This is a genomic window from Promicromonospora sp. MEB111 (assembly GCF_030209445.1).
In the GTDB taxonomy this organism is placed as follows: domain Bacteria; phylum Actinomycetota; class Actinomycetes; order Actinomycetales; family Cellulomonadaceae; genus Promicromonospora.
Genome location: NZ_JARVSD010000018.1, coordinates 25,013 through 48,956, shown reverse-complemented (window position 1 = coordinate 48,956; position 23,944 = coordinate 25,013). Strand labels below are relative to the sequence as shown.

23 protein-coding genes are annotated in these 23,944 nt (G+C 72.9%); 11 read left to right on the top strand and 12 right to left on the bottom strand.

Annotated features, from left to right (window positions below; genetic code table 11):
- Window positions 1-25: 25 nt before the first annotated feature.
- The 7 genes from QRN56_RS21435 to QRN56_RS21405 all read right to left on the bottom strand — a co-directional run bounded on the left by QRN56_RS21435 (window position 26) and on the right by QRN56_RS21405 (window position 7,240).
- A complete protein-coding gene (locus QRN56_RS21435) occupies window positions 26-955 on the bottom strand; it encodes a haloacid dehalogenase-like hydrolase (protein ID WP_285106672.1) in 930 nt (309 codons plus the stop codon).
- Window positions 952-1,884 carry a formylglycine-generating enzyme family protein gene (locus QRN56_RS21430; protein ID WP_502928826.1) on the bottom strand — a complete coding sequence of 311 codons (933 nt, stop codon included), beginning with the start codon at window positions 1,882-1,884 and terminating at the stop codon, window positions 952-954. Before QRN56_RS21430 ends, QRN56_RS21435 begins: the two co-directional genes overlap by 4 nt.
- Before the next feature lie 62 nt (window positions 1,885-1,946).
- Window positions 1,947-3,446 (bottom strand): arylsulfatase, encoded by a 1,500-nt coding sequence (locus tag QRN56_RS21425; protein WP_285106669.1) that lies wholly within the window; start codon window positions 3,444-3,446, stop codon window positions 1,947-1,949.
- Window positions 3,447-3,574: 128 nt separating this feature from the next.
- Window positions 3,575-4,297, bottom strand: coding sequence for a ZIP family metal transporter (locus tag QRN56_RS21420; RefSeq protein WP_285106667.1), 723 nt, complete (start codon window positions 4,295-4,297; stop codon window positions 3,575-3,577).
- Between the two features lie 105 nt (window positions 4,298-4,402).
- Window positions 4,403-5,686 carry an ABC transporter permease gene (locus QRN56_RS21415; protein ID WP_285106665.1) on the bottom strand — a complete coding sequence of 428 codons (1,284 nt, stop codon included), beginning with the start codon at window positions 5,684-5,686 and terminating at the stop codon, window positions 4,403-4,405.
- A complete protein-coding gene (locus QRN56_RS21410) occupies window positions 5,683-6,378 on the bottom strand; it encodes an ABC transporter ATP-binding protein (protein ID WP_285106664.1) in 696 nt (231 codons plus the stop codon). Before QRN56_RS21410 ends, QRN56_RS21415 begins: the two co-directional genes overlap by 4 nt.
- A 151-nt stretch (window positions 6,379-6,529) precedes the next feature.
- Window positions 6,530-7,240 carry a GntR family transcriptional regulator gene (locus QRN56_RS21405; protein WP_285106663.1) on the bottom strand — a complete coding sequence of 237 codons (711 nt, stop codon included), beginning with the start codon at window positions 7,238-7,240 and terminating at the stop codon, window positions 6,530-6,532.
- A gap of 167 nt (window positions 7,241-7,407) precedes the next feature.
- Between QRN56_RS21405 and QRN56_RS21400 the strand changes: the two genes are divergently transcribed.
- From QRN56_RS21400 to QRN56_RS21385, 4 genes are all read left to right on the top strand, one after another.
- A complete protein-coding gene (locus QRN56_RS21400; RefSeq protein ID WP_285107068.1) occupies window positions 7,408-8,796 on the top strand; it encodes an MFS transporter in 1,389 nt (462 codons plus the stop codon).
- The gene (locus QRN56_RS21395) at window positions 8,793-9,818 is read left to right on the top strand and encodes an L-idonate 5-dehydrogenase (protein WP_285106662.1); all 1,026 of its coding nucleotides are present in this window, start codon (window positions 8,793-8,795) and stop codon (window positions 9,816-9,818) included. Before QRN56_RS21400 ends, QRN56_RS21395 begins: the two co-directional genes overlap by 4 nt.
- 113 nt (window positions 9,819-9,931) lie before the next feature.
- Window positions 9,932-10,444: a mycothiol transferase gene (locus QRN56_RS21390; RefSeq protein ID WP_285106660.1), complete on the top strand. Its 513-nt coding sequence runs from the start codon at window positions 9,932-9,934 to the stop codon at window positions 10,442-10,444.
- A 7-nt stretch (window positions 10,445-10,451) separates the two neighbouring features.
- Window positions 10,452-10,592, top strand: a complete 141-nt coding sequence (locus QRN56_RS21385) for a DUF4184 family protein (RefSeq protein ID WP_285106658.1) — start codon at window positions 10,452-10,454, stop codon at window positions 10,590-10,592.
- On the opposite strand, the gene QRN56_RS21380 is transcribed toward QRN56_RS21385, so the two are convergent.
- Together QRN56_RS21380 and QRN56_RS21375 are read right to left on the bottom strand one after the other, a co-directional pair.
- Window positions 10,583-11,095: a MarR family winged helix-turn-helix transcriptional regulator gene (locus tag QRN56_RS21380; protein WP_285106656.1), complete on the bottom strand. Its 513-nt coding sequence runs from the start codon at window positions 11,093-11,095 to the stop codon at window positions 10,583-10,585. The genes QRN56_RS21385 and QRN56_RS21380 overlap by 10 nt on opposite strands.
- Before the next feature lie 5 nt (window positions 11,096-11,100).
- On the bottom strand, window positions 11,101-11,460 hold the full coding sequence (locus QRN56_RS21375; protein ID WP_285106655.1) for a nuclear transport factor 2 family protein: 360 nt from the start codon (window positions 11,458-11,460) through the stop codon (window positions 11,101-11,103).
- Between the two features lie 156 nt (window positions 11,461-11,616).
- Between QRN56_RS21375 and QRN56_RS21370 the strand changes: the two genes are divergently transcribed.
- From QRN56_RS21370 to QRN56_RS21360, 3 genes are all read left to right on the top strand, one after another.
- Complete coding sequence (locus QRN56_RS21370; protein ID WP_285106654.1) at window positions 11,617-13,086, top strand: zf-HC2 domain-containing protein; 1,470 nt, start codon at window positions 11,617-11,619, stop codon at window positions 13,084-13,086.
- Between the two features lie 801 nt (window positions 13,087-13,887).
- Window positions 13,888-15,489: an HNH endonuclease gene (locus QRN56_RS21365; RefSeq protein WP_285107066.1), complete on the top strand. Its 1,602-nt coding sequence runs from the start codon at window positions 13,888-13,890 to the stop codon at window positions 15,487-15,489.
- A gap of 141 nt (window positions 15,490-15,630) precedes the next feature.
- Window positions 15,631-16,425: an SDR family NAD(P)-dependent oxidoreductase gene (locus QRN56_RS21360; protein ID WP_285106652.1), complete on the top strand. Its 795-nt coding sequence runs from the start codon at window positions 15,631-15,633 to the stop codon at window positions 16,423-16,425.
- A gap of 24 nt (window positions 16,426-16,449) precedes the next feature.
- On the opposite strand, the gene QRN56_RS21355 is transcribed toward QRN56_RS21360, so the two are convergent.
- Window positions 16,450-17,799: an SLC13 family permease gene (locus tag QRN56_RS21355; RefSeq protein WP_285106650.1), complete on the bottom strand. Its 1,350-nt coding sequence runs from the start codon at window positions 17,797-17,799 to the stop codon at window positions 16,450-16,452.
- 52 nt (window positions 17,800-17,851) lie between these two features.
- A complete protein-coding gene (locus QRN56_RS21350; RefSeq protein WP_285106648.1) occupies window positions 17,852-19,225 on the bottom strand; it encodes a homoserine dehydrogenase in 1,374 nt (457 codons plus the stop codon).
- 120 nt (window positions 19,226-19,345) lie between these two features.
- On the opposite strand from QRN56_RS21350, the gene otnK reads away from it, so the two are divergent.
- The 4 genes from otnK (at window position 19,346) to QRN56_RS21330 (ending at window position 22,961) form a co-directional block, all read left to right on the top strand.
- Complete coding sequence (otnK, locus tag QRN56_RS21345; protein WP_285106646.1) at window positions 19,346-20,593, top strand: 3-oxo-tetronate kinase; 1,248 nt, start codon at window positions 19,346-19,348, stop codon at window positions 20,591-20,593.
- On the top strand, window positions 20,590-21,261 hold the full coding sequence (locus QRN56_RS21340; RefSeq protein WP_285106644.1) for a class II aldolase/adducin family protein: 672 nt from the start codon (window positions 20,590-20,592) through the stop codon (window positions 21,259-21,261). The genes otnK and QRN56_RS21340 overlap by 4 nt, the downstream gene beginning before the upstream one ends.
- 16 nt (window positions 21,262-21,277) lie before the next feature.
- Window positions 21,278-22,066, top strand: a complete 789-nt coding sequence (locus tag QRN56_RS21335) for a DeoR/GlpR family DNA-binding transcription regulator (RefSeq protein WP_285106641.1) — start codon at window positions 21,278-21,280, stop codon at window positions 22,064-22,066.
- A 94-nt stretch (window positions 22,067-22,160) separates the two neighbouring features.
- On the top strand, window positions 22,161-22,961 hold the full coding sequence (locus QRN56_RS21330) for a CHAD domain-containing protein (protein WP_285106639.1): 801 nt from the start codon (window positions 22,161-22,163) through the stop codon (window positions 22,959-22,961).
- An 18-nt stretch (window positions 22,962-22,979) separates the two neighbouring features.
- Here QRN56_RS21330 and QRN56_RS21325 read toward each other — a convergent pair whose 3' ends face one another.
- Window positions 22,980-23,933 (bottom strand): helix-turn-helix transcriptional regulator, encoded by a 954-nt coding sequence (locus QRN56_RS21325; RefSeq protein WP_285106638.1) that lies wholly within the window; start codon window positions 23,931-23,933, stop codon window positions 22,980-22,982.
- Window positions 23,934-23,944: the final 11 nt, after the last annotated feature.

The window sequence follows — 23,944 nt, the reverse complement described above, 5'->3', positions numbered from 1 at the left end:
TGGCGCCCGGCGTCGGTCCGGGGTGTCAGCGCGGTGGCTCGTCCTCGACGAACACCGAGACCCAGTCGTCCTTCATGCTCACGGTCGTCCAGCCGAGGCGGTCGGCCGTCGCCGTGACGGGCTCCGTCGCCTCGAAGGTCTGGGCCTGGCTGGCGTAGGAAAACTCCCGCTCGGGGTCGTCGTGGTCGACCAGGAGCGAGAGGTGCGGCCCGTCGGCGGCCGCCGCCCACTCGAGGAGCTCGTGGTCCCCGGCCGAGTTGCCGGCCGCGAGCACCGGGGGCCTGCCGAGCTGGGTCTGGATGTTCGTCACCTTGGCGGCGCCCTCGTTGACGTCGCCCAGCACCCGGGCGGTGCGCCGCAGGGCGGGCCGGCCGGCGGCGTCCTGCCCGAGGTCGTACGCGATCATCGTCCCGACGACCAGCTCAGGCGGCACACCGTACAGCTCCTGGCTGACCGCACGGACGAACTCGGTGCCGCCGCCCGTGACGACCCCGACGGTGAAGTCCAGCGCCCGCAGCGCGTCGAGGAGCTCGAGCATCGGGCGGTAGCGGACGGCGCTCAGCGACCGGCCCAGGGTGGGATGGGCGCCGGTGTCGAGGAAGGTCCGGGCCTCGCGTGTGAACGCCCGCGGGTCGAGCCCCTGGAAGAGGCCGGCCAGTGCCAGCGCCACGCGTTCGAGCCCGATCTCCCCGACCGCGGCGGTGTCGCCCGCGAGCACCGCGCGGAACTCGGCCTCGCCGGCGAGCGCCGGGTCCTCCCGCACCCGCCGCCGCAGCGCGTCGACGTAGAACTCGTACTGGACGTAGGTGGGGCGCTCGCACCACAGCGTGCCGTCGTTGTCGAAGTAGGCGACCCGTTCGTCGCGCGGGATCGAGCGGGCCTGGTCGAGGAACCCGAGGAGGGCGTCCCGGGTGCCGCCGGGACGCCACGAGGGGAGCTGGCCGACGTCGGTCATGGTGCGACTCCAAGGAGAGTGGTGCCTGGCGGAACAGCGGGGGCCGCGTCGTCACGGACGCAGCGGAAGCCGATGTGGCTCATCCCGGTGTCGACGGCCTGCGGCCGGCGCGCGGCGGGCCGGTAGCGGCGGCAGTAGGTGTCGGCGCAGAGAAAGGACCCGCCCTTGATGACCTTGCGGGGCACGGCGAACTGCGGCTGACGCGGGTCCCGGCTGGCGTCGGCGTCCCCGCCGCGCGGGTTCACGGGCGCGCAGCACGCGTCGGGTGCCGCCGCGGGGTGGCGGCCGGTCCACCAGTCCGCCGTCCACTCCCAGACGTTCCCCGCCATGTCGAACAGGCCGTACCCGTTCGGCGGGAACGACCCCACCGGGGCCGTCCGCGTGAAGCCGGACCCTCCGGTCGACCGCCACGGGAAGTCCGGCCCGTCCCAGGTGTTCGCCAGGACGCGTCCGCCGGGCCGGGCCTCGTCACCCCAGGTGAAGCCGGCGCCGTCCAGGCCGCCCCGGGCGGCGTACTCCCACTGGGCCTCCGTCGGCAGGCCCGCCCCGGCCCACGCGGCGTACGCGGCGGCGTCCTCGTGGGCGACCTGGACCACGGGGTGGTCGCCACGCTCGTCGATCCCGGAGCCGGGCCCCTCCGGCCGGCGCCACGACGCCCCGGGTACCCAGGCCCACCACTGGCTGAGGTGGCGCAGGTCCACCGGTCCGGGGGTCGGGGTGAACACCATGGACCCGGGCGCGAGGTTCTCGGGCGGCGCGCCCGGGTAGAGCGCCGGGTCCAGCGGCCGCTCGGCCACCGTCACGTACCCCGTGGCCGCGACGAACGCGTCGAACCGGGCGTTCGTGACGGCGAACCGGTCGATCCGGAACCCGTCGACGCGCACGGGGTGCGCAGGCGCCTCCTCCGGGTAGTGGTCGTCGGAGCCCATCCGGAACAGCCCGCCGCCGAGCCGCACGTCCTCGGCGGTCCGGGCGCCGTCCACCGGGGCCGTCACGTGTTCGGCAGACCGGCCTGGAGCTTGGCCAGCACCTGGTCGATGTTGAAGCTCGCGGGCTCCTGACGGGCAGGGAACTCGGCCAGCGTGGTCAGCATCCTGGCCACGTACGCCTGGGCGGGTACGAGCAGCCACGCATGGTCGAGCATCCAGTCGAAGTAGGAGTTCGACGTGATGTCGGCGCGCTCGAACGGGTCGGTGCGCAGGTTGAAGATCTTCGGCGCACGCAGCTCGACGTACGGCTCGAGCCAGATGTCGAGCGTCCCGGCCGCGCGCTGCTCCAGGAACACGATCTTCCAGTTGTCGAAGCGCAGCCCGGTCAGGTCGCCGTCGTCGGACACGTAGAAGAAGTGCCGGCGCGGCGACTCCTCGGCGGCGCCGGTCAGGTAGGGGAGCTGGTCGTGGCCGTCGAGGTGCACCTTGTACCGGGTGCCGGCGAGCTCGGTCCCCTCCCGCAGCTTGTCGGCGATCGTCGGCTCCCCGGCCGCGGCGAGCAGGGTCACGAACCAGTCGTTGTGGCTGAAGAGCCCGTTCAGCACGGTGCCGGGTTCGATCCTGCCGGGCCAGCGCACCATCGCCGGCACGCGGTAGGCACCCTCCCAGTTGGAGTTCTTCTCGTTGCGGAACGGCGTCATCCCGGCGTCGGGCCAGCTGTTCATGTGCGGGCCGTTGTCCGTGGCGTAGATGACTATCGTGTCCTCGGCGATGCCGAGCTGGTCCAGCTCGTCCAGCAGGCTGCCGACGACGTCGTCGTGGTCGAGCATCGTGTCGTGGTACTCCGACTGCCACCGGCCGGCCCGGCCCTTGCTCTCGGGCTTGCCGTGGGTGCGGAAGTGCATGTGGGTGGAGTTGAACCACACGAAGAACGGCCGGTCGCCGCCGGCCTTGTCCCGGATGAAGCCGAGCGCCGCGTCACGGAACTCCTCGTCGACCGTCCGCATGCGCTCGCGGGTCAGCGGCCCGGTGTCCTCGATGCGCTGCGTACCGTCGCCGTTCGCCCACGAGTGGAGGACCCCGCGCGGACCGAAGTTCTTGCGGAAGTCGGGAAACTCCTCGGGCCTCGGGTAGTCGTCCAGCTCCGGCTCCTCCTCCGCGTTCAGGTGGTAGAGGTTGCCGAAGAACTCGTCGAACCCGTGCATGGTCGGCAGGTGCTCGTCCCGGTCGCCGAGATGGTTCTTGCCGAACTGGGCGGTCACGTAGCCCTGCTCCTTGAGCGCCGTGGCGATCGTCGGGTCCTCGGGCTGCAGACCGACCTTCGCGCCCGGCATGCCGACCTTCGTCAGCCCCGTCCGGTACGGGTTCTGCCCGGTGATGAACGCCGCCCGGCCCGCGGTGCAGCTCTGCTCCCCGTAGTAGTCGGTGAACCGCGCGCCCTCGGCGGCGATCCGGTCGATGTTCTCCGTGCGGTACCCCATCACGCCGTCGGAGTAGGCGCTGATGTTGGTGATCCCGATGTCGTCGCCCCAGATCACGAGGATGTTCGGTGCGTCAGCCACGCTGCCTCCTTCGGGTCGGCGGCACGGGCCGCGGTCTGCTCGGGTGACCCCATGCTCGCCGCGGCGTCGCCGGCCGGACTCCCCCAGAACGGGTGAGCTGCGTGACGGCGGGGCGCCCTGCCGCGCCGTCAGAGTGCGGACAGCATCAGGGAGACAGCGAAACCGATCGCCACCAGGGAACCGGTCGCCACGCCCTCCACCTTGTACGACTCGGGCAGGAGGGTGTTCGAGACCATCGCGAGGAGCGCGCCGGCCGCGAAGCCCTGGGCGGCCGCCCCGGTGCGCCCGCTGGCCGGGTCGAGCAGCAGATAGCCGAGCGCGGCGCTCACCGCCGAGACCAGCACGACGACGGACCACATCCACAGCACCCTTGACCGCGCCCAGCCCGTGGCGCGCAGCCCGCTGGACGACGACAGGCCCTCGGGGAAGTTGCTCAGCACGATGCCCGCCAGGAGGGCGACGCTCACGTTGCCCTCCAGGACCGTCAGGCCCAGCACGAACGACTCCGGGACGCCGTCGAGCACCGAGCCGAAGACGATCGCGAGCGGGGCGCCGTCGGCCTGGGCCCCGCCCGCGTCCTTGCGTCCGCCGCCGCCCTTGCGCCCCAGCCACCAGTCCCCCACGGTGAAGGTGGCGGCGCCCACCAGCGTGCAGAGCCCCACCAGGGCGACGGACGCGGTCTCGACCGCCTCGTCGACCAGCTCGAAGGCGACCGACCCGATGAGCAGGCCGGCGCCGAGCGCCATGACGACGGCGATGAACCGGCGGCTCGGCGCCCCGGCGTAGGCGACGAGGGCGCCGACGAGCAGCGCCGCCGCACCGACCGCACCCCACAGCGCGGCTACGAGCATCGGGCCGGGCCGGTCAGGACGCCGCCGTCGTCCCAGAAGTCCATGACCTGAAAAGTAGCCGCACGTCTGCTCCGCCGCCCGGCGAAGGCGCCGCCCGCCGTCCGGTCACTCGTAGCGCAGCGAGGAGATCGGGTCCTGCCGGGCGGCCCGCAGGGCAGGCAGCGTGCCGGCGACGAACGCGATGGCCATGACGCCCAGCACCACGGCGGCGACCGTCACCGGGTCGAACGCGATGAGGGTGAGCCCCGGGAGGTTCGCCAGGAGGTCCCCGGACACGCCGCCCACGAGCTGCCCGACGCCGATCGCGGCGAGCACGCCCAGGGCGCTGCCGACCAGGCCGATGACCACCGCCTCGATGCTGAACAGTGCGAAGACGCGCGGGCTGGACAGCCCCATCGCCTTCATGAGCCCCACCTCGCGGGTGCGCTCCTGGACCGCCATGAAGAGCGTGTTGACGATGCCGATGGCGGCCGCGACCAGCGCGATCACCGCGAACCCGTTGAGCACGAGCACGATGGCGTCGATCACGGAGGTGATCGTGCCGAGCTGGTCCTCCAGGGTGCTGGCGGTGTAGCCGGCGTCGTCCAGCCGGTCCTTGAGGGCCTGCGTCGCCTCGTCGCCCGCCGCGGCGTCGAACGAGACGGACGCCTGGGCGTACCGCGCGGTCTCCGCCTCCGGCGCCCCCGTGGTCTGCAGGTCGTAGAGCGTCTCGGCGAGCGTGTCGTTGGGGATCGCCCCGGCCATGCTGATGACGCCGGGCTCGGCGATGCCCACGACGTCCGCCTCGGTGGTCACCTGCGTGCCGGTGCCGTCGGTGACGGCCAGCACGACGGTCTGCCCGACGGCGTCGGCCGCGGTGCCCAGGCCCAGCGGCTCCAGGTAGCTCTCGGGCAGCACGACCTGCGGGTCGGCGGCGTCGAGGTCGACCTGGGTGCCGGACGCGAGCTCGACCTTCATCCCCGGCACGAACTGGGAGATCGAGAGCTGGAGCTTGTCGCCGCCGTCGTGCTGCACGTAGTCGGTGGTGACGTTCTTGACCGGCTCCACGGACAGCACGCCGTCGATGCCGGCGATCGTGTCGATGTCGTCGTCGGTCAGGGCGGTCGTCGTGGCCCCCGGCGGCCCCTCGACCGCGATCTGGTCGGGGTCGTACTCGGCGGGACCGCCGTCGGCCGGGGCGTCCTCGTTCGTCGCGGTGACGGTCATGACGTCGTCGACGCCCACCGAGGCCACCGTGTCGTCGATGTACCGGTTGATGCCGGTACCCAGGCCGTTGGTCACCGACAGCGTGAACGCGCCGATGAAGATGGCCAGGACGGTCAGACTGGTCCGCAGCCGGGACCGGAACGCGTTGCGGAACGCCGTGGTGACGACGTCGAGCGCCCTCATGCCGCCACCTCCGCGTGCGCGGCCACGCGGCCGTCGCGGATGTAGACGCTGCGGTCGCAGCGGGAGGCGAGCTCCTCGTCGTGCGTGACGACCACCAGGTTGATTCCCTGGCGCCGGTTCAGGTCGAAGAGGATGTCCTCCACGACCGTCCCCGTGGCGGTGTCGAGGTTGCCGGTGGGCTCGTCGGCGAAGATCACGCGCGGCGTGTTGATCAGCGCCCGGGCGATGACCACGCGCTGCTTCTGCCCGCCGGACAGGTCGTTGGCCCGGTTGCCCGCCTTGTCGTCGAGCTCGAGCTGGGCCAGCGCCGCCATCCCGCGGGCGGTGCGCTCGCGGCGCGGCACGCCGGCGATCTTGAGCGGGAGCGTCACGTTGTCCAGCACGCTGGCCTGGGCGTTGAGAAAGAACTGCTGGAAGACGAACCCGAAGGCGCTGTTGCGGGTGTGGTTGAGCTGCCGCGCGGACAGCCGCGAGGTGTCGGTGCCGTCCAGGGTGATGGTGCCCGCGGTGGGCCGGTCGAGCAGGGCGAGCAGGTGCATCAGGGTCGACTTGCCCGAGCCGCTCTTGCCGACGATCGCCAGGGACTCGCCCTCGGCGATGTCCAGGTCGAGGCCCTTGAGCGCCTCGAAGGCGCTGGGGCCGGACCCGTAGGTCTTGCGCAGGTTGCTGACGGTGATCAATGGGGAGGCCACGTCGGCCGCCTCTCTCGTGGTGCCGGAGATGTTGACGTGACCGACTCTGGTCCACCACGGGCGCGCGCGAATCGTCCCAGCGATGACTCCTGTGTACCCCCCTGGTAGTACACGGGGTCGCCGGACCGCCCGCCCGGGCGGCAGGGAGGGGCTACTCCCAGACCGCGATGCTGCGGCGCACGGGCACGGTCCCGTCGTCCGCGGCGAACAGCTCGGGCGAGCGCTGCCGGGTCTTCTCGATGTCGTCGAAGACGGCGCGCAGGTGCGCCCGGAGGCTGGCGCGGGCGCTGGAGATGTCACCGGCGACCACGGCGTCGAGGATGGCATGGTGCTCGTCCACGAACCGGCCGACGCCGTTGGTCTCGTGCAGGCCGAGGCGGCGTGCGCGGTCCAGGTGCCCCTTGGCCGCCACGACCGTCGACCAGGCCCTGCCGTGCCCGCTCAGCCGCAGCAGACCGTGGTGGAACGCCTCGTCGAGCGCGAAGAACCGCTCGATGTCGAGCCCGGGCTCGCGCTGCTGCTCCAGGTTGGCCCGGAGCTCCGCGAGCAGGTCGGGGTCGAGGGTTTCGGGGATGTCGTCGAACGCCGCCAGCTCGACCGCCTCGCGGAGGAACTGCGCGTCCGCGACCCGCTCGGCGTCGACCCGGGAGACGAAGGACCCGACCTTGGGGAAGACCCGGACCAAGCCCTCCTCACCGAGCAGGATCAGGCTCTCCCGCACCGGCGTACGGCTCACGCCGAGCGACGCGGCGAGCTCGTTCTCCGACAGGGAGGCACCCGGAGCGAGCTCCAGCGTGAGCACCTTGCGCCGCAGCGTCTCGTAGACGACGCTCCGGTTGGATCGGGTCGAGGCTTGCCCCATGCCCGGAGTCTAGACGAGACGACGCGCTCTTCCACGCCACCGACGGTTGACACAGGCTTGTGGACGCTGCTTACATACAAGGCCTGCCACACATCGGCCGACGCGGCCGTTCGGACAATGACGTCAGTCAAAGAAGTCAAGGAGCACCTCCCATGGCGGACACCGCTATGACCTCACCGGGCGACACCTCACCGGGGAACACCTCGCCGGGCAACGCAGTGACCCGGTCGACCAAGGACCTGACCCGGGCCGCCGTGTCCGGCTGGCTCGGCACGGCCATGGAGTTCATGGACTTCCAGCTCTACTCGCTGGCGGCCGCGATCGTCTTCAACCAGATCTTCTTCCCCGGGGTCAGCCCCGCCATCGCGCTGATCGCCGCGATGGCCACCTACGGCGTGGGGTACGTCGCGCGGCTCGCGGGCGCCGTCTACTTCGGCCGCATGGGCGACCGGATCGGACGCCGCAAGGTGCTGTTCCTGACCATCGCGCTCATGGGCGTGTCCACCACGCTGATCGGCGTGCTGCCGACCTACCAGATGATCGGGATCGCCGCGCCGATCCTGCTGGTCGCGCTGCGGCTCGTCCAGGGCTTCGGTGCCGGCGCGGAGATCGCAGGCGCCACGGTGATGCTCGCCGAGTACGCGCCGGTCAAGCGGCGCGGCCTGGTCGCCTCGCTGGTCTCGCTCGGCACCAATTCGGGCACCCTGGCGGCCTCCGCCCTCTGGGCCCTGCTGCTGGTCGTGCTCAGCGAGGAACAGCTCCTGTCGTGGGGCTGGCGCCTGCCGTTCCTGCTCAGCTTCGTGCTGATGATCTTCGCCGTCTGGATCCGCAGGAACGTCAAGGAGAGCCCGGTCTTCGAGGCCCGCCCCGACGTCGTCGACGGCGTCGCCCTGACCCGCGCCGAGGTCAAGGAGACCGAGACCGCGCCCGTGCTGGAGGCCGCCCTGGCGCAGCGCAAGGGCAAGGCATTCTTCCTGGCCCTGGCCCTGCGGTTCGGCCAGGCCGGCAACTCCGGCCTGGTGCAGACCTTCCTGGTGGGCTACATCGCCACCAGCCTGGCCACGGACCGGGCGCTGCCCACCGAGGCCATCATGTGGGGCTCCATCGCGGGCTTCGCGACCGTGCCGCTGGTCGGCATGCTCGGCGACCGGTTCGGCCGCCGCGCCATCTACACCGCGCTCTCCCTGCTGACCATCGCGTTCGCGTTCCCGATGATGCTGCTCATCACGAGCGGCAGCACCGCCGCGCTCCTGTTCGGCATGATCGCCGGCCTGAACCTCGGCGTGCTGGGCCTGTTCGCCCTGGAGAGCGTGACGATGGCGGAGCTGTTCGGCGCCCGCACCCGGTTCACGCAGCTCGCCCTGTCCAAGGAGATCGGCGGCATCCTCGCCACCGCGATCGGGCCGGTCATCGCGGCGTCGCTGACCGCGGCGACCGGGAGCTGGTGGCCCATCGCCGCGATGCTCATCGTCTACTCGACCATCACGCTGGTCGCGGCGCGCCTCGCGCCCGAGACCCAGGGGCGCGACCTGGTCCAGCTCGAGGACGCGGCATGAGGGCCGTCGTCGTCCACGGCGCCGGCGACCTGCGGGTCGAGGAGCGTCCCGACCCCGTGGCCGGGCCCGGCGAGGTCGTCGTGGCCATGGAGTGGGGCGGCGTCTGCGGGTCCGACGTCGCCTACTGGAAGAACGGCGCCTCGGGCACGGCCGTGCTGCGCGACCCGCTCGTGCTGGGCCACGAGGTGGCCGGGCGCGTGGTCGCGAGCGGCCCCGGCGTCACCGGCTGGGCGCCGGGCACCGCGGTCACGGTGCACCCGGCGCAGGCCACTGCCGAGTCCGTGCTGCCCGAGCGGCTGGCCGGACGCACCAACCTGCACTCGCAGGTCCGGTACTTCGGGTCGGCCGCCTTCCACCCCCACACCGACGGCGGGTTCAGCGAGCTGCGGGCCGTCCCCGCGGCTCAGCTCCGCCGTCTGCCCGACGGCGTCGGCACCGAGCTGGGCGCGCTGGCCGAGCCGCTCGCCGTGGCGATGCACGCGGTACGCCGGGCCGGCGCCGTCGTCGGGCGCGACGTGGTGGTCAACGGCGCCGGCCCCATCGGGTGCCTGGTCGTGGCCGCCGCGAAGCACGCCGGCGCCGCCTCCGTGACCGCGGCCGACGTCTCCGACGCCTCCCTGGCCGTGGCCAAGGAGCTCGGCGCCGACCACGTCCTCAACGTGGCGGGCGGTGACCTGCTGCCGCCGGACAGCGAGCTCGTCTTCGAGGCCTCCGGCGCCCCCGCGGCGCTCGGCGGCGTGCTGCGGGCCACGGCCCGCGGCGGCACCCTCGTGCAGGTCGGCAACCTGCCCGGCACCGCGGCGCCCGCCGCCCTGGGCGACCTCGTGACCCGCGAGATCACGTGGATCGGCGCCTACCGGTTCGTCGAGGAGATCAGCGACGCGCTCGACGCGCTGCGCGACGGGCTGGACGTGTCCGGCGTGATCACCCACCGGTTCGGCATCGAGGAGGCCGGCGCGGCGCTGGCGGCCGCCGCGGGCCGGGACAGCAGCAAGGTGATGATCCGGCTCTCGGCGGGCTGAGCGTGCGGCGTCGGCGGGGCTGAGCAGCCGCCGTCGGTGGGGCTGGGCAGCCGCCGTCGGCGGCGCTGTGGCATCGTGGCACCGCACGCGACGTCGAGGCCTGAGGGGGAACGATGCGGGGTACGGATCTGCTGGTGGACGCGTTCGGCCGGATCAAGGAGACGGTGCACGGCGCGGTCCGGGGACTGACCGCGGACGAGCTCGCCTTCCGGCCCGACGACGGGTCCAACTCCGTCGCGTGGCTCGTCTGGCACCTGACCCGGGTCCAGGACGACCACGTCGCCGACGCCGCGGGCACCAGCCAGATCTGGTCGGACGACGGCTGGGACCGCCGGTTCGGGCTGCCCTTCCCGGCAGAGGAGACCGGATACCGGCACGACGCCGACCAGGTCGCCGCGGTCCGCGTCCCCTCCGGCGACCTGCTGACGGCGTACCACGACGCCGTGCACGACCAGACGGTGCGGTACCTGAACCGGCTGTCCGACGAGGACCTCGACCGCGTGGTCGACACGCGGTGGGACCCGCCGGTGACGCTCGGCGTCCGGCTGGTCAGCGTCGTGAACGACGACCTGCAGCACGCGGGCCAGGCGTCGTACGTGCGCGGGCTCGTGCTCCGCCGTCGCTGACGAGCTGATGCCGTTCACGCTCTCGCACCCCGCCGCGGTGCTGCCCCTGCTGCGCCACCCGTTCAGCGCGGCCGCGATCGGGGCCGGGGCGGTCGTGTCCGACCTGCCGGACCTCGGTCCCGGATGCCAGGCCGTCGCTCAGGGATGATCCGCGGGGCGTGGAAGCGACCCGTGCGCGATCAGGTGGTCGTAGATGCCCTCGAACGCGCTCGCCAGCTGCCGGGTCTGCGCGCCTGACAGCGCGTCGAGGAAGACGGAGCGCACGAACGCGACGTGCCCCGGCGAGGCCCGTCCGAGCAGGGCACGCCCCTCGTCGGTCAGGGTGACGTCCGTCGCCCTGCGGTCGTGCACGCTCGGGGTGACCTCGACCAGGGTTCGGCGAGCCATGCGCAGCACCTGGTGGGACACCCGGCTTCGTTCGGCACCGATCCGCGTGGCCAGGTCGGAGACCGTCATCCTCCCGTCCTGGTCGCTGGTGAGCGCGACCAGGACGTCGTAGTCCGCCAGGGAGACGTCGGCGTCGGCCTGGAGCTGGTGGTTCATCTCGTACCGCAGGCGCAGGTGCACCTTCATGTAGGCGTACCAGGCGCGCGCCTGGTCGTCGTCGAGGAAGGCGAAGGGCGACTCAGGAGGGACTTCGTACCCGCCCATGCGGTTCAGCGGAACAGGACGGTGTAGACCTTCGCGAGCAGTCCGTCGCGGACGAAGCCCATGTCCGTCCCGCGGACGACCGGCGGCGCCCCCTCGGGTCCGAGCGCCCACGCCAGGTAGCCCATGTCCTGCACCTGGTAGAAGTCCCCGTCCGCGCGGAACACGAGACCCGGCGCTCCGTCCTGGATCTCCCGCACCTTCGTGTCGAGCGCCTCGTGCCCCTCCACCTGACCCTCCGCGTCGGCGAAGACCACGTCCTGGGTGTACGTGCGGCGGATCGCCTCCACCCGGCGAGCGGGGTCACGCTCGCCGAAGACCTCCAGCAGGTTGGCGCGCATCAGCTTCTCGAGCCTCGGATCCGACATGGCACCCCTCCAGATTTACGTGAAGTTTCACTTAAACTAGATGCCCGTACGCCGCCCGTCAAGGCGATCGTGCGTTGACGCACATTCTGCTTTTCGTCGCGCGGCCGGTGCCCGGCCTCGGTGGAATGGTCCCCGAACGGGAGGGGATGGACCGGTATGACTGCCGCACGCGCGATGCAGCTTGACGACTGGGTGGTGCACCGGCCCAACGTCGTGCGCTCCGTCGCGGCACGCGTACCCGGCATCGACGCCGAGGAAGCGACCAGCCGCGCGCTGGAGAAGATGGTCCGCATCGTCTCCACCGGCGGCACCATCGACGACCCCGCCCCCTACTGGCGGCGGGCCGCGGTCAACGAGGCCATCTCGATGACCCGCGAGGCCGGGCGGGCACGCCCGGTCGAGGACGACACCCTCGATGCCCTGACACCGCCGGTGGCCGGAGCCGAGCTGGACGCCGAACGCGAGGCGGACGTCTCCATGCTCCGTTCGGCGCTGTCCGACCTGGCCGACGACGACCGCAAGATCCTCCTGGACCGCCACGTCCACGACATGGCCGTCGCGGACATCGCCGGCGACCTCGGCGTGCGTCCGCACGCGGTGACCATGCGGCTGCGCCGTGCCGAGGAACGCCTCGCCGGCGCCTTCGCCGCCGCCCACGCACAAACCGTCAACGAACCCGAGTGCCGCACCACCCGCGCCGCCATGCACGACTACCTCAAGGAGCGGCTGCTCCCCCGGCGTCGCGCCCGGGTCGAGGCACACATGGACGGCTGCGCCGAGTGCACGCGTGCGTTCACGGACGTGCGCGAGGTGTCGTGGATGCTGCGCGACCTGGGACAACACCTCGTCGCGAGCGCCGTGGCCACGGGTGCGCTGGGCGCCGCGGCGGCCGGTGCGGCGGGCGCGGGTGCCGGAGCCGGTGCGGGGGCGGCCGGGGCTGCGGGCGGCGCGAAGCCGTCGTTCGGCAAGAAGGAGGCCGCGATCGTGGCGGGCGTGCTCGCCGCGCTCGCGTTCGGTGGCGGTGCGGCGGCGCTCGTGGCCAACCAGCCGGACGACCCGCCGGCCGCGGAGTCGGTCGCCAACCCTGGTGGCGGGGGCGGCGGGGGCGGCGCGGACGGCGGGGGTGGCGGGGGCGGCGGGGGCGGCGCGGACGGCGCAGGCAGCGGTGACGGCACAGGCAGCGATGTCGGCGGTGGCGGCGATGACGGCGCGGGCAGCGGTGACGGAGCGGACGACAACGGCTCGACCGCTGTCGAGGACTCGGCCCGCGATATCGCCGGCACTGTGTCGACGTGGCTCGACAACCTCGGCACGCCGAGCGACTCGTCCGACGACGGCGTCGACACCGCGACAGGTGACGGCGCGCCCGCCGACTCCCCCTCCGGTCCCGACAGCACCGCCGACGGTGCCGAGGGAGACGGCGGCAGGAGCGACAACAACGGCGGCGGCGCCGTCGACTCCAACTCCGGCTCCGACGGACCCAGCAACGCGGACGGCGCAAGACCGGGCTTCGGCGCGGAGCTGTCGGACTGGTTCACGCGGCTCGGCATCGCGGGCATCCCCGCGTTCCTGTTACTGGTCTTCCTGCTCTGGCTCTGGGACCGCTGGTCCCGCGCCGACGACTAGAGGGCTGATTACAAGGGTCGGTGGTCGTAGGGGTCAGGCTCCGGCGGCAAGTGAAGTGCTGGTGCTGACGCTGATGCAGCGAAGTTTGATGCCCTACGTCTGAACGTGCTGCGACTCGGGAGTGTCGAACTCACGATTTTCGGCAGTCCGGTACCCCGGTCGCCTGGCGTCCCGGGGCGGCGGGGCGGTGGGGACCGCGCGGGAACGCGGCTCGGAGCGGTGTCGGAGACTGCTCGCCTCACCGGTGATAGGCGCACTCGTCTCGACCTTTGCACTGCCCGGCTCTGTGCCGTGCGGTCTTCAACCGAACGGGACTGTTGCCTGGATCGGCACTGCGTTGCTCCGCACTGCCTGGTCCTGCACTGCCTGGTCCTGTGCTGCGCGGTCCTGTGCCGTGGCCGGCGCGGGTGTTCCTGAGGTTTCCGCCCCCGCGACGACCGTCTGGCGTGATCGACGAGACGGCCCGCCCGTTCGGGGCCGCCGGCCGCCTAACTCCAAGACCTGCCCACAAGGGCGAGCAGCCGATTCTGCTGTTGGCAGATCCGGCCCGTTCGTCGAGCGGTGCGAACGGGTGTGCCATATGTTGATGGCATGACGCGAACGGGTGAGGTGCTGATGGCGGCGGGCGAGCAGCCTGCTCGCCCTGTGCTGCCCGACGGCGCGCCGCAGCACGGTGGTGCGCCGCAGCACGGTGGTGCTCCGCCGCGCGGTGGTGGCGTGTCGTCCGGTGCGCCCGCGTCCGTGCCCGGCGGGGTCGTTGACGTGGCGGGTGTGCGCGCGGTGCGGGAGTTGCTTGCGGGCATGATCCTGCCCGGAGCCACTGACACCGGCCCGGGTGCTCTTGTCTCCGGTGCAGTGCAGACCGAGTGGGTCGACCTGCTCGGTGAGTTGGAGGCCGTGAAGAACACGGTTACCGCGACCCAAGCCCGGCTCACGGTCGCGTTGGACGAGGCAACCCGTGCCGAGGAGGCCCGGCAGAGCATCCGGTCCGAGCGTCGCGGACGCGGTGTGCCGAACCAGGTCGGTGCCGCGTTGCGGGTGAGCCCGCACGCCGGTGCTGGGTTCGTGGGCACGTCCCGGGTCTGGGTCACGCAGATGCCTCACACGTTCAACGCGCTGCGCTCGGGGGTGTTGTCGTCGTGGCGGGCCACGCTCCTGGTCCGCGAGACCTCCCACCTGTCCCTGGAGCACCGTGGCCTGATCGATGAGGAGATCTGCGGCCCGGCGCATCTGGCCGAGCTGGCTCGGATGGGCACCCGCCGCCTGATCGCACGCATCAAGGAACTGGCCGCCCAGTTGGACGTGCACGCCTGCGTGAAGCGGAACGCGAAGGCGGTCACTGAGCGGCGGGTGTCGGTGCGGCCCGCCCCCGATCTGATGGTCTACCTGACCGCCCTGGTCCCGATGGCTGAGGGCGTGCAGGCCTACGCCCAGCTCAAGGCCCACGCAGACGCTGTCAAAGCGGCGGGTGATGAGCGGAGTGCGGGGCAGATCATGGCCGACACCCTCATCGAACGCACCACCGGACGCGAGTCCGGACACGCCCAGGACGTGCCAGTCACGATCAACCTCCTGGTCTCGGACGACACCCTCCTGGCTAACGGTGACCAGCCCGCCGTGGTGGTCGAGGGAGCCCCGGCGGGTGTGGGCGTCGTCCCGGCTCCGGTCGCCCGCCACCTGGCAGCGCACGCGATCGACACCGACACCGCGTGGCTGCGTTCGATCTACGTCAACCCCCACGGCCGCCTGCTGGCCACGACATCCACGTCCCGGTTCCACCCCCAGGGACTAGCGAGCCTCTTGCGGGCCAGGGAGCAGGGAATCTGCGCGAGCCCCTGGTGTGACGCCCCGATCCGGCACACGGACCACGTCACCCCGCACACCGAGGGCGGCCCGACCAGCCTCGACAACGGGCAGGGCCTATGCGCCAGATGCAACCACGCCAAGCAGGCACCCGGCTGGTCACAGAAGACCACCCAACTCCACGGGCGGCACGCCGTCGAGACCATCACCCCGACGGGGCACACCTACGTCTCGATCGCGCCCGCACCACCAACACCAGCCAGAACCAGCGCCACGGACCCCGGCCAGCACCCCAGTGCGCCCAAAAACGGACCAGCAGCAAACGAGACCGACCACACTCCAAGCCCAGCCGCAGTCCGTGACCGCACCACGACCCCGGCATGGACCCCCGCGGTCGGCATGACCGGCCCCGCACCCGGCCACACCCCACGCAGCCGCTACCAGATCGGCTGCCACACCACCCCCACCCACGGCACGATCGCCTACCGACCCAGCCCACCACCCCACCAACCACGCCCGGCGAATCGACCCAGCCGGTCACCTGCCCAAGCCCGCACCCGGTCCCGACACCCCGACCTCTCCTGGACCCACCCCACCTGACCCACCCAGGGCCAACGGCACCCGCGAGGTCACGCACTACAAAACCTTCCATATGGACGCAGACACCGCGCTTGCGCGCCGTGCCGGATGGTTCAGTCTGGGTGCACCGGGTAGAGCCGTCACGACACAGCAGGGGGAAGCATGCAGATCGATCTGACCGGCAGGACCGCACTGGTGACCGGCTCGACCCAGGGCATCGGGCGGGCGATCGCCGCGAAGCTCGCCGACGCGGGCGCCCGGGTCGCGATCAACGGACGCCGCCCGGACGGCGTCGTCGCCACGATCGACGAGCTGCTCGAGGAGTCGGCGGACCGCGAGCTCGTCGCGGCGACCGGCGACGTCACCGACGCGGCAGGTGCCGCGCAGGTGCTCGCGGCCGTGGGCGACGTCGACGTGCTGGTCAACAACCTGGGCATCTTCGGCAGCGTGCCGCCGCTGGACATCGACGACGACCAGTGGCGCCGGTACTTCGAGGTCAACGTCCTGGCGGCCGTCCGCCTGATCCGCGAGACGCTGCCCGGCATGACGGCGCGCGGCTGGGGACGCGTGCTGAACATCGCCAGCGACTCGGCCATCGTGATCCCGGCCGAGATGATCCATTACGGCGTCTCGAAGACGGCGCTGCTGGGCGTCTCCCGCGGCTTCGCCAAGGAGGCGGCGGGCACCGGCGTGACGGTCAACTCCGTCATCGCCGGCCCCACCCACACCGGCGGCGTCGAGAACTTCGTCTACGAGCTCGTGGACGAGACCCTGCCCTGGGAGGAGGCGCAGCGGGTGTTCATGCGGCTGTACCGCCCGCAGTCGCTGCTCCAGCGGCTCATCGAGCCGGAGGAGATCGCGAACATGGTCGCCTACCTCAGCTCGCCGCTCGCCTCCGCGACCACGGGAGCCGCCGTCCGGGTGGACGGCGGCTACGTGGACTCGATCCTGCCCTGAGCTGCGGTACCGGCCCGCGGCCGGTCAGGCCCAGAGGAAGGGCACGACCATCGTCAGCAGCGTGACGACCGGGCCGATGATCACCATCGACAGGCCCCAGATGGTGAGGTTCCGGTTCACCGTCGGCCGGTCGTGCTCCACCGTCGACGCGACGATCGTCGCGCCGGTGGTGCCGAACGGTGCGCAGTCGACCAGCGAGGCGGAGATCGCCAGGGCGTAGATGAACCCGGTCATCTCCAGGCCGCCGCCGGGCACGAGCAGCGGCACGGCGAGCGGGATGAGCGCGCCGATGATGCCGATGGTCGACGCGAACGCCGAGACCAGGCCCGCCACGATGCACAGCACGAGCGCCGCGACGAGCGGCTCGCTGACCGAGCGCGCGGCCTCGCCGAGCTGGTCGATGGCGCCGAGCCGCGTGAGCACCTCGACGTACGTGATGATGCCGCCCAGCAGCAGGATGGTGCTCCAGTCGATCCGCGAGATCCCGCGGCGTCCGACGCCGGGATCCACGAGCGCGAGGATCACCGCGATGGTCAGCGCGACCACGCCGAGGTTGATGTCGACGTCGAGCGTGGTGAGCAGGAAGAACCCGCCGATCAGCACCAGGATCGAGACGATCACGAGCACCTGCATCGCCGTGATTCTCGCCGGAGCCTTGACCTCCGTGCGCTCCAGCGTGGCCACGCCGCCGCCGGACCCGCCCGCCGCGCCGCCGGACCCACCGACGCCGCCGCCCGCGCCGCCGCCCGGCCCCGAACGGGCCAGCCGCGTGCGCTGGATCAGCTCGCGGCCGCCGAACAGGAAGAACGCGGCGAGCACGACCAGGGCGTTCACGCCGACGGACAGGCCGAACATCAGGCCCGCGTCGTAGGGGATGTCCGCGCTGGAGGCGACGGTCTGCACGGTGATGCCCACGATGCTGGTGGGCGCGAGCGCACCGCCGACGATGGCGGAGCTCATCGCGATGCCCATCATCGTGGAGCTGATGCGGTGGGTCGCGGCCAGGCTCATCGCGATCGGCACCACGGCGAACGCCGCGTGCGAGGTGCCGAGGCAGGCGACGCCGGTGGCGATGAGCCACAGGCCCCAGGGCAGCAGGGCCACCCGGTCGCCGATCAGGCCGAGCGAGCGGTCCACCAGCCAGTCGATGGTGCCGGTCTCGCGGGCGATACCGAACAGGTAGGTGATGCCCACCAGGATGATCAGCGCGTCGACGGGGAACCCGCCGAGCACGTCGTCGAGGCCCTCCCCCACCACGCCGATGCCCACCACGAAGGCGGCCACCAGCGCGAGCGCGCCCATGTGGACGTTCCGCAGCGCGGAGATCCCGAAGACGAGCGCGAGCCCGATCAGGGCGACGATCTCGGCGGTCATGCCGTCAGCTCCTCGGGTGAGCGTGCGGCCTGCGTGCACGGGGCGAGAATCGTCATCGATCGTCTCCGTTCGTGGTGGTGGTGGCGGTGCCCGCCAGGTAGGCGGCGAGCGCGGTCTGGTCGACGCCCTCGACGTCGGACAGGCCGATCAGGCTGCCCGCGGCGACGGGGCGCGCGAGGCGCGCGCCGTCGAGCAGGTAGTAGGGGGCGACGCCCTCGGCCGGGTCGATCATCACGGGGGCGACGCCGGCGATCTCGTGGTGGTGACCCTCGACGCGCAGCGTCGTGCCGACCGCCAGGTCCTCGGCCGCGCGGGCGGCGAGCAGCGTGGTCCAGCGCGCCCGCAGGGCCGGGACACGATCGACCGCGGCGTGCACGGTCAGGGGCGTCTCGACGCCCATGTAGTGGTACGGCCAGTAGATACAGGCGTACTTCCCGTCGCGGCTGATCACGTGGCCCTTGCCACGCAGCAGCTCCCAGGTGACCGGGTCGCCGGTCCGCACCACGGCGAACACGCCTCCGGCGAAGCTTGCCTCGCCCGGCAGCCGGAGCGCCGAGAAGACGTCGACGACGCCGTCGTGGGTCAGGATGCCGCCGTCCTCGCGCGCGGCGTAGACGTCGGCGAGCTCCGCGATGCGGGCCACGGGGTAGTGCATGGCCTCGACGTCGGCGCTCGTGCCGGTGCGGGTCGCGACCACGGTCATCTCGCACGAGTCGGCGGCGGCGGCGCGCTTGAGGCCGCGGACGGCGTCGGCGCGGCGGGCGAGCGTGCCCGCGACGTCGTCGCCGAGCTCCAGCAGGTCGAGCAGCGCCGGGGCGTCCACCGTGACGCCGGCCTGCGTCACGCGGCCGGTGGCGGGGTCGAGCTCCAGGTCGTACTCGCCGGACTTGCCGATCGCCACGATGTCGAGGCCGGCCGCGGCGACCCAGTCGACCAGGCGCAGCAGGTTGGCGGGCTGGTCGCCGTCGCCGGGGAGGTAGCTCAGGCCGTTCGCGGCGGCGCGCGCGCCGAGGTCGGCGCCCACGACGGTGTCGACCTCCTTGCTCACCATGACCACGTGCGTGCCGTGCTCCAGCGCCGCCGAGGCGTAGCCGAAGCCGGCCGCGACGCGGCCACAGGCCTCGACCAGGACGTCGACACCTGCCCAGTCCAGGGCGTCGGCCGAGGCCACCAGCGCGATGCGGTCCTGCTCGACCAGGCGCGCCGTGGTGGCCGCGTCGGCGGACTCGACGGCCCGGTCGGCCGGGTAGCCCAGCTCGTCGAGCATGCGCCGCACGCCGGCGACGTCGGGGTCGACCAGCACCGCCGGGCGGATCTCGGGCGTCAGCGCGAGCTGCGCCAGGAACGTGCGCCCGTAGCCGCCGTTCGCACCCGTCAGGGCGACGCGGAGCGAGGCTCGCGTCCGGGAGGCGTGATTGAGGATCACCGTTGTTCCGATCGTCGTGCACCCGCTCGGCGTTCGAGCGGGCTGGCGGCCACTGTGCCACAGTTTCTAACATCGTCCAACTTCGCATCAAATACTCACACAGTGTGAGAAGATCTGAGCATGCTCGGATCCATCGCCGACGACTTCACCGGCGCCACCGACCTCGCGACCATGCTGCGCACGTCCGGTCACCGCGTCTGGGTGGTGGTCGAGGACGGCGCGCTCTCCCCCGCCCAGCTCGCCGAGGTCGACGCCGTGGTGGTCGCGCTCAAGACGCGCACCGCGCCGCGCGCCGAGGCCGTCGCCGCCTCGCTCGACGCGGTGACCCGCCTGCGCGCGTGGGGCGCCGACCGCTTCTACGTGAAGTACTGCTCCACGTTCGACTCGACCGACGAGGGCAACATCGGCCCGGTGCTCGACGCCGTGTCGGACGCCGTGGGCGCGGACCGCGCCGTCGTCGTGCCGGCGCTGCCCGCCAACGGGCGCACGGTCTACCAGGGGCACCTCTTCGTGGGCACCGACCTGCTGGAGCACTCGTCGATGCGGCACCACCCTCTCACGCCGATGACCCGCTCACGCGTGGCGGACCTGCTGCGCCCGCAGACCACGCACGACGTCGGCGAGGTGCCGCTCGGCACGGTGCGGCGGGGCGCCGACGCCGTCCGGGACGCGCTCGACACCTCTGCCGCCCGCTACACGGTGGTCGACGCGATCACCGACGAGGACCTGGTGACGATCGGCGCGGCCACGGCGGACGACGTCCTGGTCTCGGGCGGTTCGGGCCTGGCGCTCGGCATCCCGGGGCCGCGGCTGCCCGACGCCCTGTGGTCGGCCCCCGCGACCGGCCGCGGCGCCGTCCTGTGCGGCAGCGTCTCCGCGACGACGCTCGCCCAGATCGCCCACGCCGCCCGGACGCAGCCGGTGCGGCTGATCGACGTCGCGGCGGCGGTCGCCGACGAGCACGCCACGATCGCCGGGCTCGCGGCGTGGGTCGAGGAGCAGTCCCCGGGCTCGCACCCCGTGGTGTGCGCGGCGCGCGAACGCTCCGACGTGCGGTCCCACCTGGACGGCGTCGAGGTGGCGCCGGTGGTCGAGCGGGTGCTCGCCGGAGTGGCGCGGCTGCTCGTGGAGCGCGGTCTGGTGACGGCGCTGATCGTCGCGGGCGGCGAGAGCAGCGGCGCCGTGGTGCGCTCGCTCGGCGTCGGCGCGCTGCACATCGGCCCGGAGCTCGCCCCCGGCGTCTGCTGGGCGGCGGGCGCGGTGGACAGCGTGGGCGGCGGGCCAGGCCCGACCGTGGCGCTGGCGCTCAAGAGCGGCAACTTCGGGGGCGAGGACCTGTTCACAGGGGCCTGGGAGGTGCTGGCGTGAGCGCGGCGACCGACCGGGTGACCGACCCCCTGGCCGCACTGATCGCGGCCGGCCGCCAGCTCGTCGACGCGGGCCTGAGCCCCGGCAGCAGCGGCAACGTGAGCGTGCGCGACGGCGACCGCATCCTGATCAGCGGCACCGGCGCGTCGCTCGGCCGGCTCACGCCGGACGGGATCGCCGAGGTCTCGCTCGACGGCACGCACCTGGGCGGCGCCCGGCACTCCAAGGAGACGCCGCTGCACACGGCGTTCTACCGGCGCGAGGACGGCTACCGCGCCGTGGTGCACGTGCACTCGCCGCACGCCGTGGCGCTGGCCTGCCTCGCGCCGTGGGCGGCGCACAACGCGGTCCCACCGCTCACGCCGTATTTCGTGATGCGTGTGGGGCAGGCGCCGCTGCTGCCCTACCGGCACCCGGGAGACCCGGCACTGGGCGACGACCTGCTGACCGCGCCGTGGCCGCTGCGTGCCGCGCTGCTCGCCAACCACGGCGCCGTCGTCGCCGGGGCGAGCCTGGACGAGGCGGTCGACCGCGCCACGGAGCTGGAGGAGGCGTGCCGGATCGCCCTGCTCACGGCTGGTTCCGAGCGCCGCGAGCTGGCTCCCGAGCGAATCCGGGAGCTGGCCGACAGGTGGCGCAGTCCGTGGACCCCGGCGCCCCTAAACTGACGCGCAGGAGGCGATGATGGCGAAGACGACGGCCCTGATCCCGGAGCAGCGCAGGCAGCAGATCCTGCGGCACCTGCGCATGGAGCAGGTGCTCAGCTACCGGCAGATCACCGAGCTGCTCGGCATCAGCCAGATGACCGCGCGCCGGGACGTGGCGCTGCTCGCCGAGCAGGGCCGCGTCCGGGCGACGCAGGGCGGCGCCACCCTGGTGACCCGGCTGCTGAACGAGCCCCGGCGCGCCGAGAAGGCGGTGACCGGCCTCGCGGAGAAGACCGCGATCGCCCGCGCGGCGGCCGAGATGGTCACCGACTCGATGACCCTGTACCTCGACGCCGGCACCACGGTGCAGGCGATGCGTCCGTTCCTGGAGGAGCGCACCGGGCTCACCGTCGTCTCGAACGACCTCAGCACGGTGCTCGCCTTCCTCGACCACCCCGGCGTGGACCTCATCAGCGTGGGCGGGCGGGTGGACCCCGACAACCAGTCGACGATCGGGCGGCTCGCCGCCCTGACCCTGGCGGAGCTGTCGCTCGACATCGCGTTCCTGTCGTCGAGCTCGTGGGACGCGCGCCACGGCGTCACCACGCCGGTCGAGGCCAAGATCGAGGCGAAGCGCGCGGCCATGGCCTCGGCCACGACCACGGTGCTGCTCGCCGACAGCGGCAAGTTCGGGAGCTACGCCAAGTACCGGGTGCTGTCGCTGGACGAGCTCGACACGGTGGTCTGCGACCTGGCGCTCGACGACGCGGACGCCGAGCGGATCGAGGCCCTGGGCGTCGACGTCGTCCGGGCCCCCGTCGCATGACGCGCGGTAGCCTGGCGGGATCGCCACCTCTGACGCCGGCACGACGCGCCCCGGGACCGCGGGCGAGCTGCTGACCCTCGCGGTCGGCGACCTGGTGCGCCGGATCCACGACGACGTCCCCGCGGCGCTGGCCGACGAGCCCGACGCCGTGCACCGCCTGCGCACGTCGGTACGGCGCCTGCGCAACGTGCTGGCCGCGTTCCGCAGGTACCTCGACCGGGACGCAGCGGCCGTGCTCCGGTCCCGGCTCAAGGAGCTCGGCGACGTGCTGGGGAAGGCGCGCGACCTGGAGGTCCGGGCGCAGCAGGCCGCCGCGGCGTCCGACACCGCGGGACTGGACGACGCCGCCCGCTCCGCTCTCGTCGACCCGCTGCGGACGGCCCATCTGCACGCCCACGCGGAGGCGGTGCGCTGGATCCGGTCGGAGCAGAGCCGCGACCTGGACCGGCTGCTGGCCGAGTGGGCGGCCCTGCCCCGGCTCGGCGACCGGGCGGGGCGGCCGGCCAGGAAGGCGGCCCGCCGGACAGTGCGGCGACAGGCGGCGCGCACCCTCGACGCCGCGCCCCGGCTCGCGGACCCGGAGGCCGCCCACGAGCTGCGCAAGGCGGCGCGGAGGCTGCGGCACACCTGCGACGCCGTCACCCGCGAGCCGGTCGGGCTGCTGGGCGGCAGGACCAAGGACCTGGGCGCCGTCGGCCACCGGATCCAGTCCGTGCTGGGCGACCACCGCGACGCGCTGCTCCTCGCCGAGCACGTCCGCGACCACGCCCGCGCGCACACGGACGACGCCCGCGCCTACGACGGCGTGGTGGACCTGTGCCAGGGCCGCGCCCTGTCCGCCCTGGCGGACCTCCCGGCCACCCTGGGCGACCTGGAGCGCCGGGCCCACCACTGACCAGGGGGACCGCAGGTGCTACGAGTCCCGGACCGCGGCCGCCAGCCGCTCCGCGAGCGTCGCGACCGCGGCCCGCAGCTCGGGGCCGTCCTCGACCCGGAAGGCGAACGGCACGCTCGCCAGCCACTCCTGCGCGTACATGGCCGGGTTGCGGGTGGTGCCCGTCAGGACGCACCGGTCCTCCCCCACGGCTTCGAGGCGGCCCATCTGCGCGCCGACCCAGGGGGCGACGTCGGCGAGCGGGGCGTCGAACACGACGCGCGTGGTGAACTGCCAGCCGGTGCCGAGATGCTCCTCCAGCGCCGCGACGGGGTCGAGGTCGGCGGGCGGCTCGAAGGGCCGGTCCGTGTGCTCGACGGCGATGACCCGGTCCACGCGGTAGGTGCGCACGGCGTCGGCGCGGTGCGAGTGGCACAGCAGGTACCAGCGCCCGTAGCGCACGACGACGGCCCAGGGGTCCACCTCGGCGACCCACTCGCTGCCGGACTCGCCGCGGTAGGTGACCAGCACGCGCCGTCGGGCGGCGACGGCGGCGACGAGCTCGCTGGTGACGGCGGTGTCGGGGCGGGCCGCGTACCGGTCCGGGGCCGCGGAGGCGTGCTCGCGCAGGGTGGCGGCCTGCCGGCCGACGTCCTCGGGCAGCGCGCGGATGACCTTGCCGAGCGCGGTGCTGACGAGGTCGTCGGCCTCGGGGTGGCTGTCGAGCACGGCCATGACCAGGCCGAGCGCCTCGGTCTGCGTGAACGTGACCGGCGGGAGCCGGGTGCCCCGCCCGAGCCGGTAGCCACCGTGCGGCCCCCGGGCCGAGGTGACGGGGATCCCCGCCTCACGCAGGATCTCGACGTACCGGCGGGCGGCCCGCTCCGTGACGCCGAGCCGGTCCCCGAGCTCGTCCGCCGTCGTGCCCGGGCGCGTCTGCAGGATCTCCAGGGCGCGCAGGGCGCGGGCGGTGGGGCTGGTCTCGGACGGCACCCCTGCAGGCT